This window comes from Nocardia sp. NPDC051030 (assembly GCF_040683015.1).
In the GTDB taxonomy this organism is placed as follows: Bacteria; Actinomycetota; Actinomycetes; order Mycobacteriales; family Mycobacteriaceae; genus Nocardia.
This window is the reverse complement of sequence record NZ_JBFBCD010000006.1, coordinates 549,773-565,074: the sequence shown is the minus strand read 5'-3', so window position 1 is coordinate 565,074 and position 15,302 is coordinate 549,773. Positions and strand designations below refer to the sequence as shown.

Below are 15,302 nucleotides of genomic sequence, written 5' to 3'. Positions count from 1 at the left end.
ATCAATCCATCGTCGGGATGACGAAGGCGTTGGATTCCTTCTGGCCCGCGGGCCAACGCTGCGTCACCGTCTTGGTCTTGGTGTAGAAGCGGATCGAGTCGGGGCCGTGCTGGTTGAGATCGCCGAAGCCGGAACGCTTCCAGCCGCCGAAGGTGTGGTAGGCGATCGGCACCGGGATGGGCACATTGATGCCGACCATGCCGACCTGCACGCGGGCGGCGAAGTCGCGGGCGGTATCGCCGTCGCGGGTGAAGATGGCGACGCCATTGCCGTACTCGTGCTCATTGGGCAGGCGCAGCGCCTCTTCGTAATCCTTGGCGCGCACGATGGCGAGCACCGGGCCGAAGATCTCTTCGGTGTAGATCCGCATTTCGGGGGTGACGTGGTCGAACAGCGTTGCGCCCGCGAAGAATCCGTCCTCGCCGCCCTCGACCACCAGGCCGCGGCCGTCGATCACGATTTCCGCGCCCTCGTCGACACCGATCTGGACGTAGTTATTGACGCGGTCGACGCCGTCGCGGCCGACGAGCGGGCCGAAGTCCGCGCCCGGGTCGTCGGAGAGGCCGACATTGAGCTTGGCAATGCGCTCGACCAGCTTGGCGCGCAGTCGATCCGCGGTTTCCTCACCGACCGGGACGGCCACCGAGATGGCCATGCAGCGCTCGCCTGCGGAGCCATAGCCCGCGCCGATCAGCTGGTCGGCGACATCGTCGAGGTCGGCGTCCGGCATGACGACGGCGTGGTTCTTCGCGCCGCCGAAGCACTGGGCGCGCTTGCCATTGGCGGTGGCGGTCTCGTAGATGTACTGCGCGATCGGAGTGGAGCCGACAAAGCCGACGGCCTTGATGCGATCATCGTTGAGCAGCGTGTCGACGGCTTCCTTGTCACCATTGACCACGTTGAACACGCCCGCGGGCAGTCCGGCCTCGAGGAACAGTTCGGCCAGGCGCAGCGGCACCGAGGGGTCGCGCTCGGACGGCTTGAGCACGAAGGCATTGCCGCAGGCCAGGGCCGGACCGGCCTTCCACAGCGGGATCATGGCCGGAAAGTTGAACGGGGTGATGCCCGCGACCACGCCGAGCGGCTGGCGCATGGAGTACACGTCGATGCCGGTGCCCGCGGATTCGGAGTACTCGCCCTTGAGCAGATGCGGGATGCCGACGGCGAATTCGATGACCTCGAGGCCGCGCTGGATGTCGCCCTTGGCGTCGGGGATGGTCTTGCCGTGTTCGCTGGACAGTAGCGCGGCGAGGGAGTCCATCTCGTCCTGGACCAGGCTCAGGAACTTCATGAGCACGCGGGCGCGCTTCTGCGGATTGGTCGCGGCCCACACCTTCTGCGCCTCGGCGGCATTGGCGATGACGGCCTCGACCTCGGCCTTGGTGGCCAGCGGCACGCGGGCCTGGACCTGGCCGGTGCTGGGGTTGAAGACGTCGCCGAAGCGGCCGGAGGTCCCGGCAACATGCTCGCCGCCGATGAAGTGGGTGAGTTCGCGAACCATGCCAGTCCTTGTCTGTGTGCCGTCAGCGCCTTGCGGCGCTGTTGCTCGCGCATCCGCGAGGTTCTCGGTCACCATATAGTTGGATGTCCCACTATTTCTAGATGGCAACACTGTGGCACATCTCACCCGCGCAATGATTTGACGTCCTACTATTGGGGTATCAACAAGCACGGCCCCATTGCGGAGGAACCCATGGCCGATCTGCATGTTCCCGTGAACCCGGTGCGGTTCGTGACCGCCGCCGCCCTGTTCGACGGGCACGACGCCGCCATCAACATCATGCGGCGGATCCTGCAATCGCAGGGGGCCGAAGTCATTCATCTAGGGCATAACCGGTCGGTGCGGGAAGTGGTGGACGCGGCCGTCACCGAGGACGTCCAGGGGGTCGCGGTCAGCTCGTATCAGGGCGGGCACATCGAGTACTTCGAGTACTTGGCCGCCGCCTTGAAAGAGGCCGGGGCCGGGCATGTTCGGATCTTCGGAGGCGGGGGCGGGGTGATCATTCCCGAGGAGATCGCGCGGCTGGCGGCGGCCGGAGTGACCATCTTCTCGCCCGAGGACGGGCAGCGGCTGGGACTGCCGGGGATGATCAATCAGCTGATTTCCGGTTGCGACGTGGATCTTTCGGTGACGCCGCCGGAGGTGGACGCGGTGCTAAGCGGGGATCGAGCGGCGCTGGCACGCGCGCTCACCTGCTTGCAGCAGGGGACGCTGCCGGAGGCGGATCTGGCCACGCTCACCGCGGCGGCCGGTGCACGGCAGATTCCCGTACTCGGCATCACCGGTACCGGAGGATCCGGAAAGTCTTCTCTCACCGATGAACTCGTGCGACGGCTACGCACCGATCAACAGGACAAGCTGCGGGTCGCGGTGCTCGCGGTCGATCCGACGCGGCGGCGCGGCGGTGGGGCGCTGCTGGGTGACCGCATTCGGATGAATGCCCTCGACGGCGATCGGGTGTACTTCCGATCCCTCGCTACGCGGGGCGCGCGCGAGCTGCCGAACGGCATCGACGACATGGTGATCGCTTGCAAGGCAGCGGGATACGACCTTGTCATTCTGGAGACGCCCGGCATCGGGCAGGGGGATGCGGCGATCGCCGAGCACGTCGATGTGTCGCTGTATGTGATGACACCGGAGTTCGGCGCGGCCTCCCAGCTGGAGAAGATCGACATGCTGGATTTCGCGGATGTGGTGGCCATCAATAAGTTCGAGCGGCGCGGGGCGGAGGACGCGCTGCGGGATGTCTCGCGCCAACTGGTCCGCAATCGGGAGGAGTTTCACGCCTCGCCCGAGGACATGCCGGTATTCGGTACCAGCGCGGCGACTTTCAATGATGACGGCGTGACCGCGCTGTATCAGCATCTGAGCGGACTGCTCGCCGAGCGCGGGCTACTCCTGGAACCGGGCTTCCTGCCGCGCGTGAACACCCGGGCCTCCACCCGCTTCGCTCAGATCATTCCGCCCGCGCGGGTGCGGTATCTGGCGGAGATCGCCGAGTCGGTGCGCGACTATCACTCCGAGACCGCGGCGCAGGTGGTGGCGGCGCAGCGCGTACAGCGCGTCGAGCAGGTGCTGGCCGAGCTGCCCGAGGAGGGGTCCGTGGTCGAGCTGGCACAGCGGGCCCGGAGCGGGTTGAAGCCGGAAAACGCGGCGCTGCTGGCGGATTGGCCCGCGGTCGCGGAGTCGTATCGGGGTGAGGAGCAGGTGGTGCGGGTGCGGGATCGGGAGATCCGCACCGTGCTGCGGCGAGAGACGCTGTCGGGCAGTTCGATTCCGCGCGTCGCACTCCCCCGCTACACCGATCATGGTGAGCTGCTGCGGTTCCTGCGGTCGGAGAATCTGCCGGGGCGGTTCCCGTTCACGGCCGGGGTGTTCGCGTTCAAGCGGGACAATGAGGATCCGGCCCGCATGTTCGCCGGTGAGGGCGATGCCTTCCGGACCAATCGGCGGTTCAAGGTGTTGTCCGAACATGCCGAGGCCAAACGACTTTCGACGGCCTTCGACTCAGTGACGCTGTACGGGCACGATCCGGCGGAGCGGCCGGACGTCTACGGGAAGGTGGGAACCTCCGGGGTTTCCATTGCCACGCTCGACGATATGAAGGCGCTCTACGACGGGTTCGATCTGGATTCGCCGACCACCTCGGTGTCCATGACCATCAATGGACCCGCGCCGACGATTCTGGCGTTCTTCCTCAATACCGCCATAGACCGTGCACTGGAACGGTTCTCGGCGGCCGAGGGACGCGAACCCAGCGAGTCGGAGGCCGCCGATATTCGCGCCGAGACCCTCGCCACCGTGCGCGGAACGGTGCAGGCCGACATCCTCAAGGAGGACCAGGGCCAGAACACCTGCATTTTCTCCACCGAATTCAGCTTGCGCATGATGGCCGACATTCAGGAGTGGTTCGTGCGCAATGGCGTTCGCAACTTCTACTCGGTGTCCATCTCCGGCTATCACATCGCGGAGGCCGGGGCGAATCCGATCAGCCAGCTGGCGTTCACCCTCGCCAATGGATTCACCTATGTGGAGGCGTATCTGGCTCGGGGCATGCATATCGATGACTTCGCGCCGAACCTCTCGTTCTTCTTCTCCAATGGGATGGATGCCGAATATTCGGTGATCGGCCGGGTGGCGCGGCGCATCTGGGCGGTGGCCATGCGCGACCGGTACGGGGCCAATGAGCGGTCGCAGAAGCTCAAGTACCACGTGCAGACCTCCGGGCGGTCGCTGCACGCACAGGAGATGAGCTTCAACGATATTCGCACCACCTTGCAGGCGCTCATCGCCGTCTACGACAACTGCAACAGCCTGCACACCAATGCCTACGACGAGGCCGTCACCACGCCCACCGAGGAATCGGTGCGGCGGGCCCTGGCGATTCAGCTCGTCATCAACCGGGAATGGGGGCTGGCGATGAACGAGAACCCCTTGCAGGGCAGCTTCATCATCGACGAGCTCACCGATCTGGTCGAAGAGGCGGTGCTGCTGGAATTCGAGCGGATCAGCGAGCGCGGCGGGGTGCTCGGGGCCATGGAGACGGGCTATCAGCGCGGGCGGATTCAGGACGAGTCCATGCTGTACGAGCGGCGCAAGCACGATGGGAGCCTGCCGATCATCGGCGTGAACACCTTCCGGAATCCGCATGGCGAGGAGCACCGGGTGCTCGAATTGGCGCGTGGCACAGAGGAAGAGAAGCAATCACAGCTGCGCCGGGTGCGGGAATTCGCCGAACAGCATCGGGACGAAGCGCCCGCCGCGCTGGCTCGGCTCTCGGCGGCGGCCAGCGGGGACGAGAACGCCTTCGAGGCGCTCATGGACGCCGCCCGGGTGTGCACCTTGCAGCAGGTCACCGATGCGTTCTTCACGGTGGGCGGGCAGTATCGCCGCAATGTGTGAGGCGAGTGTCGGTGCCCGCGGTTACGCTCGCGCCGTGCAAGCAAAAGGGACCTTCAGTGTGAAGTCGTTCGTACCCACCGAGATAACTCCGACCATTACCACCGGCGTACCGGTCGGTATTGCCATTATCGAGAAGGAGTTCGAGGGCGATGCGGTGGGGCGGGCCACCACCCTGTTCACCGCCGCGTTCGATCAGGGCACCGGCGTCGGCACCTATGTCGCGATGGAATCGTTCGAAGGTTCGCTGAACGGGCGTTCGGGGGCCTTCACCTTCGCGCATTCCGCGACGACCTTCGGTGACGACCGCAATGACGAGCTGTTCGTCATCGTGCCGGGCAGTGGCACAGGTGAATTGGCGCAGATTCGCGGCGGCGGTGGCATGGCCGTGGACGCGGATGGCACGCATCGAATCTGGTTCGATTACGAACTCTGAGGTGCCCTGTTCAACAACGTGCCGTGTCCGGTTTTCCCGGTGCGGCACGATTGTTTCCCGGGGGCGGTAGGGTCGCCGCAGCGCACGCCGTGCAGCGACCGACCGGTGTCGATTCGGACTCCGGTGCGGACCGGGCGTGGAAGAATCCGGAACAAGCCGGACTCGGGCGGAAGGGACATCATGGACCTTGCGGGAATGACAGTCGTCGATGCGCACATCCACCAGTGGGATCCGCTGACCACACCGCGCGAATTCAGCGGGGTGGCCAGGCTGTTCCACTACTTGCCCGTGCCGATCGATCTGGCCAAGCGGCTCGCGCCCAAGCGAGATCGCGAATTCGTCGGGGATCCAACGCCCTTCGTGCACCCGTACCTTCCCGCGGACTACCGCGAGGACGCCGGGGACGTGCCGGTCGAGGCCATTGTGCACATCGAGGTGGAGTGGACCGGAAAGGGACGACTCGCGCAGGCCGAGGAGACCCGCTGGGTGGCGAGCCTGCCCTTCGGCATCGACACGCCCGCCCTGGGCGCGATCATCGGCGCGGCGGATCCGGCCGCTCCCGGTTTCGCGGAACTGCTCGACGCACATCGTTCGGCCTCGCCTCTCTTCCGTGGCATTCGGACCCGCGTGGAACACCATCCCGATCCGGATGTGCGGGGGCACAAGAAGCCTCCCGGCGCGCTCACCTCCCCCAAGTTCCTGGACGGGTTCGCCGCGCTCGCGGAGCGCAAGCTGTCCTTCGAGGCGTGGGTCTACTCGCAGCAGCTGCCCGAGGTGACCGGGCTGGCCGAGCGCTATCCGGACGCCACCATCGTGCTGAACCATCTCGCCACGCCCGCAGGCATTTTCGGCCCGGTCGGCAAGTACACCGGACGCAACCCCGGCGAGCGGCGCGAACTGTTCCTGCGCTGGCGCGACGATCTGAGCGCCCTGGCCACACATCCGAATGTGGTGGCGAAGGTCAGCGGGCTGATGATGCCGATCCTCGGACATCCCCTCCCACCGCGCGGTGAGCCGACCCCGGTCCCGGTACTCCTGGATCGCATCGCCCCCATGCTCGAGCACGCACTGGACGTGTTCGGAGCCGATCGCCTGCTGTGGGGCTCGAATTTCCCTGTGGACAAACCGATTACAAGCATCGGCAATGCGGCCGAGGCGGTGGCCACCGCGCTCACCGATCACGGGGCCGACGAGAAGGCCCTCGACCAGGTCTTCCGGACCACCGCCCAGCGCGTGTACGGCGTCGACAACTTCTGACAGCGGGTGCGAGTTGCAGGCCTTCTCGACAGTTGCAGGCCTTACAACGCATGCAACTGTCGAGAAGGTCTGCAACTTCGAATGACTGTGTGACGCGGCCGCTGGGGCTGCCGGGTGGTCGGTCGGGCGTGGGCGCTAGGTGGGGAGGGCTAGGTATTGGGTGCCGAGGAGGGTGGCGGTGCGGGTTACGTGGTTTATGAGGCGGGGGGTGTCGGATTCTATTGCGCCGGTGCGCCAGGCGGTGAGGAGTTCTGTGAAGCCGCCTATGCCCATGAGGGTGCTCATGCGGAAGTCGGATTCGTCGACGCCGGGGCGGAGGTAGGGGCGGGCGGTGGCGATGAGGAGGTCGGTGGCGTCGGTGAGGGTGGCCTTGCGGCGTTGTTCGAGGATGCGGCTGCCGGCGTGGTCGGCGAAGAGGATGCGGGCGGGGCCGTCGACTTGCAGGGCCACGGCTTTGGCGATGGCCAGGTGCAGGATCTCGAGGGGTGGGTGGTCGAGGTGTTCGGCCACCACGGCGGAGAGTTCGCCGAAGACTTCGAAGCAGACTTCGTCCCAGACCGTTCCAAGGAGATCATCGCGGTCGGCGAAGTGTTCGTAGAAGTAGCGGTCGTTCAGGCCCGCGCCGGTGCAGACGCCGCGCATGGTGACTGCGGCCCAGCCGTTTTCGAGCCAGATGGCCAGGGCCGCCTCGATGAGACGGTGGCGGCGTTCGGTGCGGCGTTCCTCCTGGGTGCGCCCACCCCAGGTGCTGCCCCGCTTGCCCGTCGCACTCGAGGCCGCCGGTGCGCTCACGTCCACATTGACAAATTACCTCATCGCGCGCCTAATTGGTGGCAGGTGCGGCCAATGGTGGCAGTCGACACCAATTGACTGCCCGGATGGCATATCTCCGGGAGATCCCATGCGACTCAACCCCTTCGGCGGTTCCCGCCGGACCCAGCAGGCCGACGCGGTCGTCACCGGCGCGGGCAGCGGCATTGGGCAGGCCTTCGCGGTCGAACTCGGGCGGCGCGGCGGGCGGGTGATCTGCTCCGATATCGACGCCGACCGGGCCCGCGAAACCGTCGAATTGGTCAGCGCCGCAGGCGGAAAGGCCTTCGACGCGGTCTGCGATGTGAGCAAGCTCGACCAGGTCGAGGCGCTCGCGGACACCGCCGAACAGTGGTTCGGCAAGACCGCCGACATAGTGATCAATAATGCCGGAATCGGCAGGGGCGGTGCGGTGATCGGCGATGCGCCGATCCCGGAATGGCATCAGGTCCTCGATATCAATCTGTGGGGCGTGATCCACGGCTGCCACGTCTTCGCACCCAGGCTGCGCGCCGCCGGGCACGGCGCGATCGTGAATGTCGCCTCCGCCGCGGCCTTCGGCGTCGCACCGCGCATGGCCGCCTACAACGTGAGCAAGGCGGGCGTGCTGGCACTGTCGGAGACCCTAGCCGCGGAGCTGTCCGGCACCGGCGTCGGCGTCACCGTGCTGTGCCCGACGGCCGTGAAAACCAATATCCTCGAAGGCGTTCCGATCGGCGATGAGTCGCTCACCCAATGGGGCGACCGGCTGCTGCGCTGGACCGGCCGTCCACCCGCCTCGATCGCCCGCATCACCCTCGACGCCGTCGATCGCGGTTCTCTCTACGTGGTCCCGCAGGTCGAGGCCAAATTGATCTGGCAGTCCAAGCGACTGCTGCCCGAGCCCTACACCCGTGCCGCCGGACTGTTGGAGCGGCTGGTGCGCTGACGCTCACAGCAAGACAGGGAGTCTGAACAATGGCGTTCGCATATTCCGACATGCTCACCGTGATCCAGGACCGGCAATGGGCCCTCGCCGATATCGACTGGGACGCACCGGGAGCCGAGCTCATCACCGACGAGCAACGACCGGCACTCACGGCCTTCATGGCCGACCTGGTGTGGATCGAACACGTCGGCGCACGCGGGTTCGCGGCACTCACCCTGCACGCACCCGACGGGCCGCTCAAAGAGATCTACCGGTACTTCCACGCGGAGGAACAGAAGCACGCCAATGCCGAGCTGGCGCTCATGCGGCGCTGGAGCATGCTCGATGGCAAAGCAATGCCGGTGCCCAACAAGAACATTCAGCTAGTCATCCAATGGCTGGACCGCTACGGCGACAACCTGTCGCTACCGGTGCTCGGCACGGTCATCCCCTCGCTGGAATGTGCGCTCGACGGCGCACTGGTGAAATTCCTGCTGGACGAGGTCCGGGATCCGGTGTGCCACCAGGTTTTCCGCCATATCAACAGTGACGAATCCCGCCACCTGGCCGTCGGCTTCCAGGTGCTCGAACAACTCGGCGCGGGACCCATGCGGCGAATCGCCATCGAGACAGCGGGTTACGCGCTCCGGCCCACCCTTTTGATGGGCGCACTGCTGTACACGCCACTGCTCTCCCGCATGTCCACCAACATCATGGCGATGGGCCTGGACGAGGAGAAACTGTGGAACGCCGTCCGCCGCTACGAGAAGGCGGGCGAACGCAGCCCGGATATCAAGCGGCTCCCGCTGTTCCACGTCGTGCGCATGCACGGCATGGCCACCATCAACCGGTGGCAGCCCATTCAGGGCATCAATGACGCGCTCAACAGGGCCATCGACAGATTCCCGGTGAAGGCACTGGGCAAGACGCCGTCGTGGTCGAAGGAACTCACCTACGAGCCGGTGGCGAAATGAGCGCCCCGGTACCGCACGGTGATTCCGGCAGAGTGCGCGGTGCCGGTTCCCGCAGTACGCGCGCGGACGCCCGCGCAGGCCGCGAGACCGGCACCGGCCTCCGAGGCGCGGCTTCTTACACTGGCCCGCAGCTGTACTGCACTCGCTGGCAGGACCACTACGACCTCACCGGGCTGCATGTCGCGGTGATCGGCAGCGGGGAGGCCGTCGCCCGGGTCCTCCCGGCCGTCACGCACCGGGCCCGCAAAGTGACCGTCTTCCAGCACGATCCGGTGTGGGTGCTGCCATGGACACCCCTCCCCGGTGCACGGCAGCTCGTGCGCAGCCTTCCCGAGGATCTCCTCGGGCTACTCGAGGTCGATACCGCTCCCCCATTGCCGGGCGACGCTCGGCCTCAACCCGCCGGTGATGTCGCACGGGCCCATGCCCGGCAACGGCCCGGCGGCGAGGTCAGGCAATCGCTGGTCGGCCGCGCGGTGCTGGAGCTCGTCGGCGGTGCCGTACGAGACCTCGTCGGCGGCGTCCGGGGTGGAGGCGGTTCATCGCGGCCGGTCGAGGTGGTCGTGTACCGGCTGAGCGGGGCGGTGCTGCGGCGGGCGGCGGCGGCGAATCTTCGTGCACAGGTGCGTGATTCGTGGCGGCGGCGACAGCTCACGCCCGATACCGCGGCCGGGATTCGGCTGCACAACCATTATTACCGGGCCTTGGAGCGGCCGAGCTGCCGACTCGTCACGTGGCCCATCGCCCGGCTGGCTCCGCTCGGGATTCGCACCGTGGACGGGGTCGAGCATCGGGTTGATTGCATCATCTATGCGGAGGACATGGCGTGAACAGCACCGTAGTTGACCACGAGATCATTATTGTCGGGGCCGGGTTCTCCGGGATCGGCACCGCGATCGCGCTACGTAAGGCGGGATTCGACGATTTTCTGATCGTCGATGACGCCGATGGAGCGGGCGGGACCTGGCATTGGAATACCTATCCCGGTATCGCCGTGGATATTCCGTCGTTCAGCTATCAGTACTCGTTCGAGAAGCAGCGGGATTGGTCGCGGGTGTATGCGCCGGGGCGGGAGTTGAAGGCCTATGCCGAGCGGTGCGTGAAGAAGTACGGGTTGCGGCCACGAATCCGATTCAGCACCACCATCACTCGCGCCGACTTCGATGACGCATTGCATCTGTGGCGGCTGCGGACCTCCGACGGCGAGGAACTCACCTGCCGTTTCATGATCGGTGCGACCGGCGTACTGACTCGGCCGAAACTGCCGGATATCCCTGGCGTGGATCGATTCACGGGCGTCACCATGCATACCGCGCGCTGGGATCACGACCAGGATCTGCGCGGTAAGCGGGTCGGGATCATCGGCACCGGGGCGTCCGCCATTCAGGTCATTCCGGAGATCGCCCCGGATGTCGCGAAACTCGTTGTGTTCCAGCGGACTCCGATCTGGTGCCTGCCGCGCCCGGACGCACCCCTGCCGAAGGCGGTGCAGATGATCATGCGCCTGCCGGGCGGGCAGCTGCTCACCCGGGCGCTCAGCCAAGCCTTCGTGGAGCTCACCTTCCCGCTGGCGGCGCACTATTACAAGGTCGTGCCCATGTCGAAGCTGGGTGAGCGATCCGGCCTGGCGCATCTGCGGCAGCAGGTGCAGGATCCGGAGGTCCGCGAAAAGCTCACGCCGCAATACGCGCTCGGCTGCAAGCGGCCTTCGTTCTCCAATGACTACCTGAAGACGTTCAATCGCGAGAACGTGGTGCTGGAGACCGATCCGATCACCGAGATCACCGCCACCGGGCTGCGCACCACGGGCCAGCACCATCAGGTCGACGTGCTGATCATGGCGACCGGCTTCAAGGTCATGGAATCCGGCAATATGCCCACCTTCGACCTGCACGGCAGCGGCGGCACCCGCCTGGAGGACTGGTGGGACATCCACCGCCTGCAGGCCTACGAGGGCGTCAGCATCCCCGGCTTCCCCAACTTCTTCACCATCATCGGCCCCTACGGCTACAACGGCGCGTCCTATTTCACCCTCATCGAACTCCAGACCCGCCACATCCTGCGCCTGCTCGGACAGGCCCGCCGCCGCAAGGCCACCCGCGTCGAGGTAACTCACGAGGCCAATGACCGCTACTTCCAGGAGATGCTCGCCCGGCGCGGCACGCAGGTCTTCTGGCAGGACAGCTGCGCCCTGGCCAATAGCTACTACTTCGACAAGAACGGCGATGTCCCGCTCCGCCCCATGAGCACCCCCGAAGCCGCTTGGCGCGCAGGTCATTTCGCCTTCACCGACTACCACTTCGACAAGTTGAGCCAACGCCCGCACACCGAGACAACCGTCGAACGCGCCACGGCGGGCTGACCGCTATTCGTCGAGAAGGCGGTAGAGGGCCCGGAGTTGACGGAGACCGGACTCGGCGGTGGGTTCGTCCTCGGCCGTCATGCGCAGGGCCTGGCGCAGGAGCACGGCGTCGAGATCCTCCATGGCCGGACGAAAGTCGGTTTTGGGGAGGGCGGGCAGGGGCGTGTCCTCGCCATAGAGATCGGTGGGATTCGTTGCGGAGGTTTCGGCTTGGACGCTGCCGATCAGGGTGTTCAGGTCCACACCGCGCAGGGTGAGCAGATCCTTCGGGCGCTCGTCGAGGCGTTCGGCCAGGACGTAGCAGACGGCGGCCACGTGTTTACACGGCCAGCCGGGGTCGGGGCAGGTGCAGGAGAAGTCGAGTTCGGAGGCGGTGTGCGGGAGCAGCACGGGGCCAAGGCCGTGCGGGAGTGCGCCGGAGGCGATTTCGCCGAGCATGCCCGGGGTGGCGCGGACCAATTCGACCAGTTCGTCGAGCCGGTCATCGCGCAATTGCCGCATGGTGAACTGGGCGATGAAGGGGCGCGGTTGGCTGCCCTGCACCTCGGCGGTCACCGCACCCGGCTCCAGGCGGTAGCTCACCACCTGCCCGGCGCGGGCGTAGGTGCGGCCGCGGGTGAGTCGGCCCGCATCCGCGACCTGCTCGACCGCCTCCAGGAACGAACGGCCCCACCAGGTTTTGGCGAAGGCCGCCCCGCGACGGCTGCGTGACTGCACGCCGCCCTCGACCGGCCGTCGCTTACCGAACTCGTTGAAATCGATATACGTGTTCATTCGCCGACCGCCTCCGAACCCAGGGCGAACAGGTCCCGCAGCTCGTCATTGTTCAGCTCGGTGATCCAGCTCTCCCCGGAGGTGACGGTCAGATCCGCGAGTTGGCTCTTGCCCCTGAGCATGTCGTCGACCCGCTCCTCGATGGTGTCGACGCACACCAGCTTGCGCACCTGCACATCGCGACGCTGACCGATCCGGAAGGCGCGGTCGGTGGCCTGGTTCTCCACCGCCGGATTCCACCAGCGATCCAGGTGCACAACATGATTCGCGGCGGTCAGGTTCAAGCCGGTGCCACCGGCCTTGAGCGACAACAGCATGAGCGGCGGCCCATCCTCCTCCTGGAAGCGGGTGACCATATCGTCGCGGCGCTGCTTGCTCACGCCACCGTGCAGGAACGGCACCTCCGCGCCGAACCGTTCGGCCAGGAACGGGGCCAGCAGATTGCCGAACTCGGCGAACTGGGTGAAGAGCAGCGCCCGCTCGCCGTCGGCGATCACCGACTCCAGAATGTCTTCCACCAGGCCCAATTTCCCCGAACGGTGATGCCCGCGCCGCAGCAGCGCGGAGCCGTCGTTCAGGTAATGCGCCGGGTGATTGCACACCTGCTTGAGCCGGGTCAGTGCCGCCAGCACCGCCCCCTTACGCGCCATCCCCTTGGAGTCCTTCAGTTTGGCCGTCATATCGTCCAGCACCGCCTGATACAGCGCGGCTTGTTCCACGGTGAGGTTCGCGCGCACCGTCATCTCGATCTTCTCCGGTAGATCGGAGATCACCGCCGGATCGGTCTTCACCCGCCGCAGCACGAACGGTGAGGTGATGGCCCGCAATCGGGTCACCGCGTTCTCGTCCTGTTCCCGCTCGATCGGCACCGCGAAGCGCGCATGAAACTCCGACGCCTTCCCCAGCAGCTTGGGGTTGGCGAAATCCAGAATCGAGCGCAACTCCTCCAGGCGGTTCTCCACCGGAGTTCCGGTCAGCGCCAGCCGATGTCGCGCGGGCACCAGCCGTGCCGCCCGCGCCTGCCGCGTCCCGGCATTCTTGATGTGCTGCGCCTCATCGAGGGCCACCCGCTGCCAGTCCTGCCGCTTCAGTTCCTCCACATCCCGCGCCAGCAGGGCATAGGTGGTGATCACCAGATCCGAATCCGTCACCGCCGCATCCAATTCCGGTCCCGAACGCCGACCCACCCCGTGATGCACCAGCACCCGAAGATCCGGCGCGAACTTCTCGGCCTCCCGCTGCCAGTTGCCGACGACCGACATCGGGCACACCAAGAGCGTGGGACCGACAGGGGCGGTGCGTGTTTCGCGCTCGTGCACCATGAGGGCGAGCACCTGGATGGTCTTGCCGAGGCCCATATCGTCGGCGAGGATCGCGCCGCAGCCGAGGCGGCTCATGGTGGCCAGCCAGGTCAGGCCGCGCTGCTGGTAGGGCCGGAGTTGGGCCTTCAGCCCGACCGGGTCGGGCACGGGTTCGATATCGCGTCCGGCATCGAAAAGCTCTGCGGCCCAGCCGGTCGCGGTGATCTCATCCAGCGCAACACCGGCGACCGGATTGGCGGCGAGTTCACCGAAGAGGCCGCCGATACTGGTCTCGCTATTGTCGGGACGCCCGGCCACATAATTGGCGGCGGCGGCCAGCATGCGGTGATCGGCCTGCACCCATTCCCCGCGGATCTGCACCAGATCCGATTTCGACTGGATGAGGCGCGCCATCTCGGCGGGCGACAGCACCGTGTCACCGAGCGCCAGCTCCCAGCGGAACGACACCAAACCCTTGAGCCCGACCGCGGTTTCGGTGGCGGCGGGGCTCTGCACGTGCAGTTTCAGGGTGGGGGCGGTCGACCGCCACGCACGCGGCAGCAGCAGTCGCACACCCGCCGATTGCAAGGCCTGCGCGCCGTGCGCGACCAGATCCAGGACGACCTCGGTGGGCAGGAACAGATCCATGCTGCGCGCATCCGCGGGCAGATCCCGCAGCCGCGGATAGGCCAGCCGGGCCGCGGCCAGCTTCTCCCCCGCAATGCGCACCATATGCGGATCACCCGGCAGCGTCACCGGTTCCGGCGCTTCCCCCTCGGTGCGCAGGCACACCTGCAGTCGCCACAGCGGGCTGTCGCCCTCGATCTCGTCGCTGCCGGGTTCCTTCAGGCGCAGCACCAGTTCCGGCTCGTCCACGGTCAGGCTGGTGCGCCAGTCCTCCAGCACCGCGCTCAGCCGATGCGAACCGATCTCCAAGGGCTCAGCTTCGAGCAGTGCGGTGAGCAGTGGATGGGATCGCGACCCCAATGCACCGGCCTCCTGCGGCCCGGTGCCGATCGGCGGCGGTAGCGTCGCCAACCCCGGACCGAGATGCGATCGAGTCACCGGATCGGCCAATTCCGTAATGAGGCTGTCCAGCAATCCGGACGGACTGCCCGCGACCTTCAGCGCCGCGGGCATGGCGACCGCGAGTTCGGCCAGCCACGCCCGCTGCCGCTGCCCGCCGACCAGCCGCCAGCGCACCCACCATTCACCGTCGTCGCGCCGCACCTCGGGCACGATCCGGCCCGCCCGCACCCAGCGATCGACGCCCCTCGCGGCATGCGCGAGATAGCGGAGGTCGCCCGCCACCGCCCCGCGAGGCAGCTCTTGCAGGAGGACCCGCGCGGCCGCCTCGGGGGCCAGTGCATGCGCTTTGACCTGGGTTTTCTCAGGTCCGTACGGGCCGGACACGAGCACTTCGGCCTTATGTCGGAAGCGCCCGGTGCGCACGATCGAGCCGAGCGGATCAGGCAGCTTCTCCGCATCGACGTCCGCGCCTGCCGGGTCGTGCCAGAGCACCAATCCCGATCCCGGCGTCCACAGTCCGTGCAGCATCCGACCATCCAATCAGCCGCGACC

11 protein-coding genes are annotated in these 15,302 nt (G+C 66.6%); 7 read left to right on the top strand and 4 right to left on the bottom strand.

Features of this window, described 5'->3' with window-relative positions:
* Position 1 precedes the first annotated feature (1 nt).
* The gene (locus tag AB0N05_RS23350) at positions 2–1,501 is read right to left on the bottom strand and encodes a CoA-acylating methylmalonate-semialdehyde dehydrogenase (protein WP_364697793.1); all 1,500 of its coding nucleotides are present in this window, start codon (positions 1,499–1,501) and stop codon (positions 2–4) included.
* Between the two features lie 192 nt (positions 1,502–1,693).
* Here AB0N05_RS23350 and icmF point away from each other — a divergent pair, with 192 nt between their 5' ends.
* From icmF to AB0N05_RS23335, 3 genes are all read left to right on the top strand, one after another.
* Positions 1,694–4,903 carry a fused isobutyryl-CoA mutase/GTPase IcmF gene (icmF, locus tag AB0N05_RS23345; protein ID WP_364697791.1) on the top strand — a complete coding sequence of 1,070 codons (3,210 nt, stop codon included), beginning with the start codon at positions 1,694–1,696 and terminating at the stop codon, positions 4,901–4,903.
* Between the two features lie 34 nt (positions 4,904–4,937).
* The gene (locus AB0N05_RS23340; RefSeq protein WP_364697789.1) at positions 4,938–5,336 is read left to right on the top strand and encodes a DUF3224 domain-containing protein; all 399 of its coding nucleotides are present in this window, start codon (positions 4,938–4,940) and stop codon (positions 5,334–5,336) included.
* Between the two features lie 195 nt (positions 5,337–5,531).
* Positions 5,532–6,593, top strand: a complete 1,062-nt coding sequence (locus tag AB0N05_RS23335; protein ID WP_364697787.1) for an amidohydrolase family protein — start codon at positions 5,532–5,534, stop codon at positions 6,591–6,593.
* 135 nt (positions 6,594–6,728) lie between these two features.
* Here the strand turns inward: AB0N05_RS23335 and AB0N05_RS23330 are convergent, their stop codons facing one another.
* The gene (locus tag AB0N05_RS23330) at positions 6,729–7,385 is read right to left on the bottom strand and encodes a TetR/AcrR family transcriptional regulator (protein ID WP_364697785.1); all 657 of its coding nucleotides are present in this window, start codon (positions 7,383–7,385) and stop codon (positions 6,729–6,731) included.
* Positions 7,386–7,494: 109 nt separating this feature from the next.
* Between AB0N05_RS23330 and AB0N05_RS23325 the strand changes: the two genes are divergently transcribed.
* From AB0N05_RS23325 to AB0N05_RS23310, 4 genes are read left to right on the top strand one after another with little or no spacing between them, the layout of a single operon-like run.
* On the top strand, positions 7,495–8,331 hold the full coding sequence (locus AB0N05_RS23325; protein WP_364697783.1) for an SDR family NAD(P)-dependent oxidoreductase: 837 nt from the start codon (positions 7,495–7,497) through the stop codon (positions 8,329–8,331).
* 29 nt (positions 8,332–8,360) lie between these two features.
* The gene (locus AB0N05_RS23320) at positions 8,361–9,284 is read left to right on the top strand and encodes a ferritin-like domain-containing protein (RefSeq protein WP_364697781.1); all 924 of its coding nucleotides are present in this window, start codon (positions 8,361–8,363) and stop codon (positions 9,282–9,284) included.
* Positions 9,281–10,114, top strand: a complete 834-nt coding sequence (locus AB0N05_RS23315) for a hypothetical protein (protein ID WP_364697779.1) — start codon at positions 9,281–9,283, stop codon at positions 10,112–10,114. The genes AB0N05_RS23320 and AB0N05_RS23315 overlap by 4 nt, the downstream gene beginning before the upstream one ends.
* Positions 10,111–11,646, top strand: a complete 1,536-nt coding sequence (locus AB0N05_RS23310; protein WP_364697777.1) for an NAD(P)/FAD-dependent oxidoreductase — start codon at positions 10,111–10,113, stop codon at positions 11,644–11,646. Before AB0N05_RS23315 ends, AB0N05_RS23310 begins: the two co-directional genes overlap by 4 nt.
* Before the next feature lie 3 nt (positions 11,647–11,649).
* On the opposite strand, the gene AB0N05_RS23305 is transcribed toward AB0N05_RS23310, so the two are convergent.
* Positions 11,650–12,420, bottom strand: a complete 771-nt coding sequence (locus AB0N05_RS23305; protein ID WP_364697775.1) for an SWIM zinc finger family protein — start codon at positions 12,418–12,420, stop codon at positions 11,650–11,652.
* Entirely contained in the window at positions 12,417–15,278 is a 2,862-nt protein-coding gene (locus AB0N05_RS23300; protein ID WP_364697773.1) for a DEAD/DEAH box helicase, read from the bottom strand. The genes AB0N05_RS23305 and AB0N05_RS23300 overlap by 4 nt, the downstream gene beginning before the upstream one ends.
* Between the last annotated feature and the right edge of the window lie 24 nt (positions 15,279–15,302).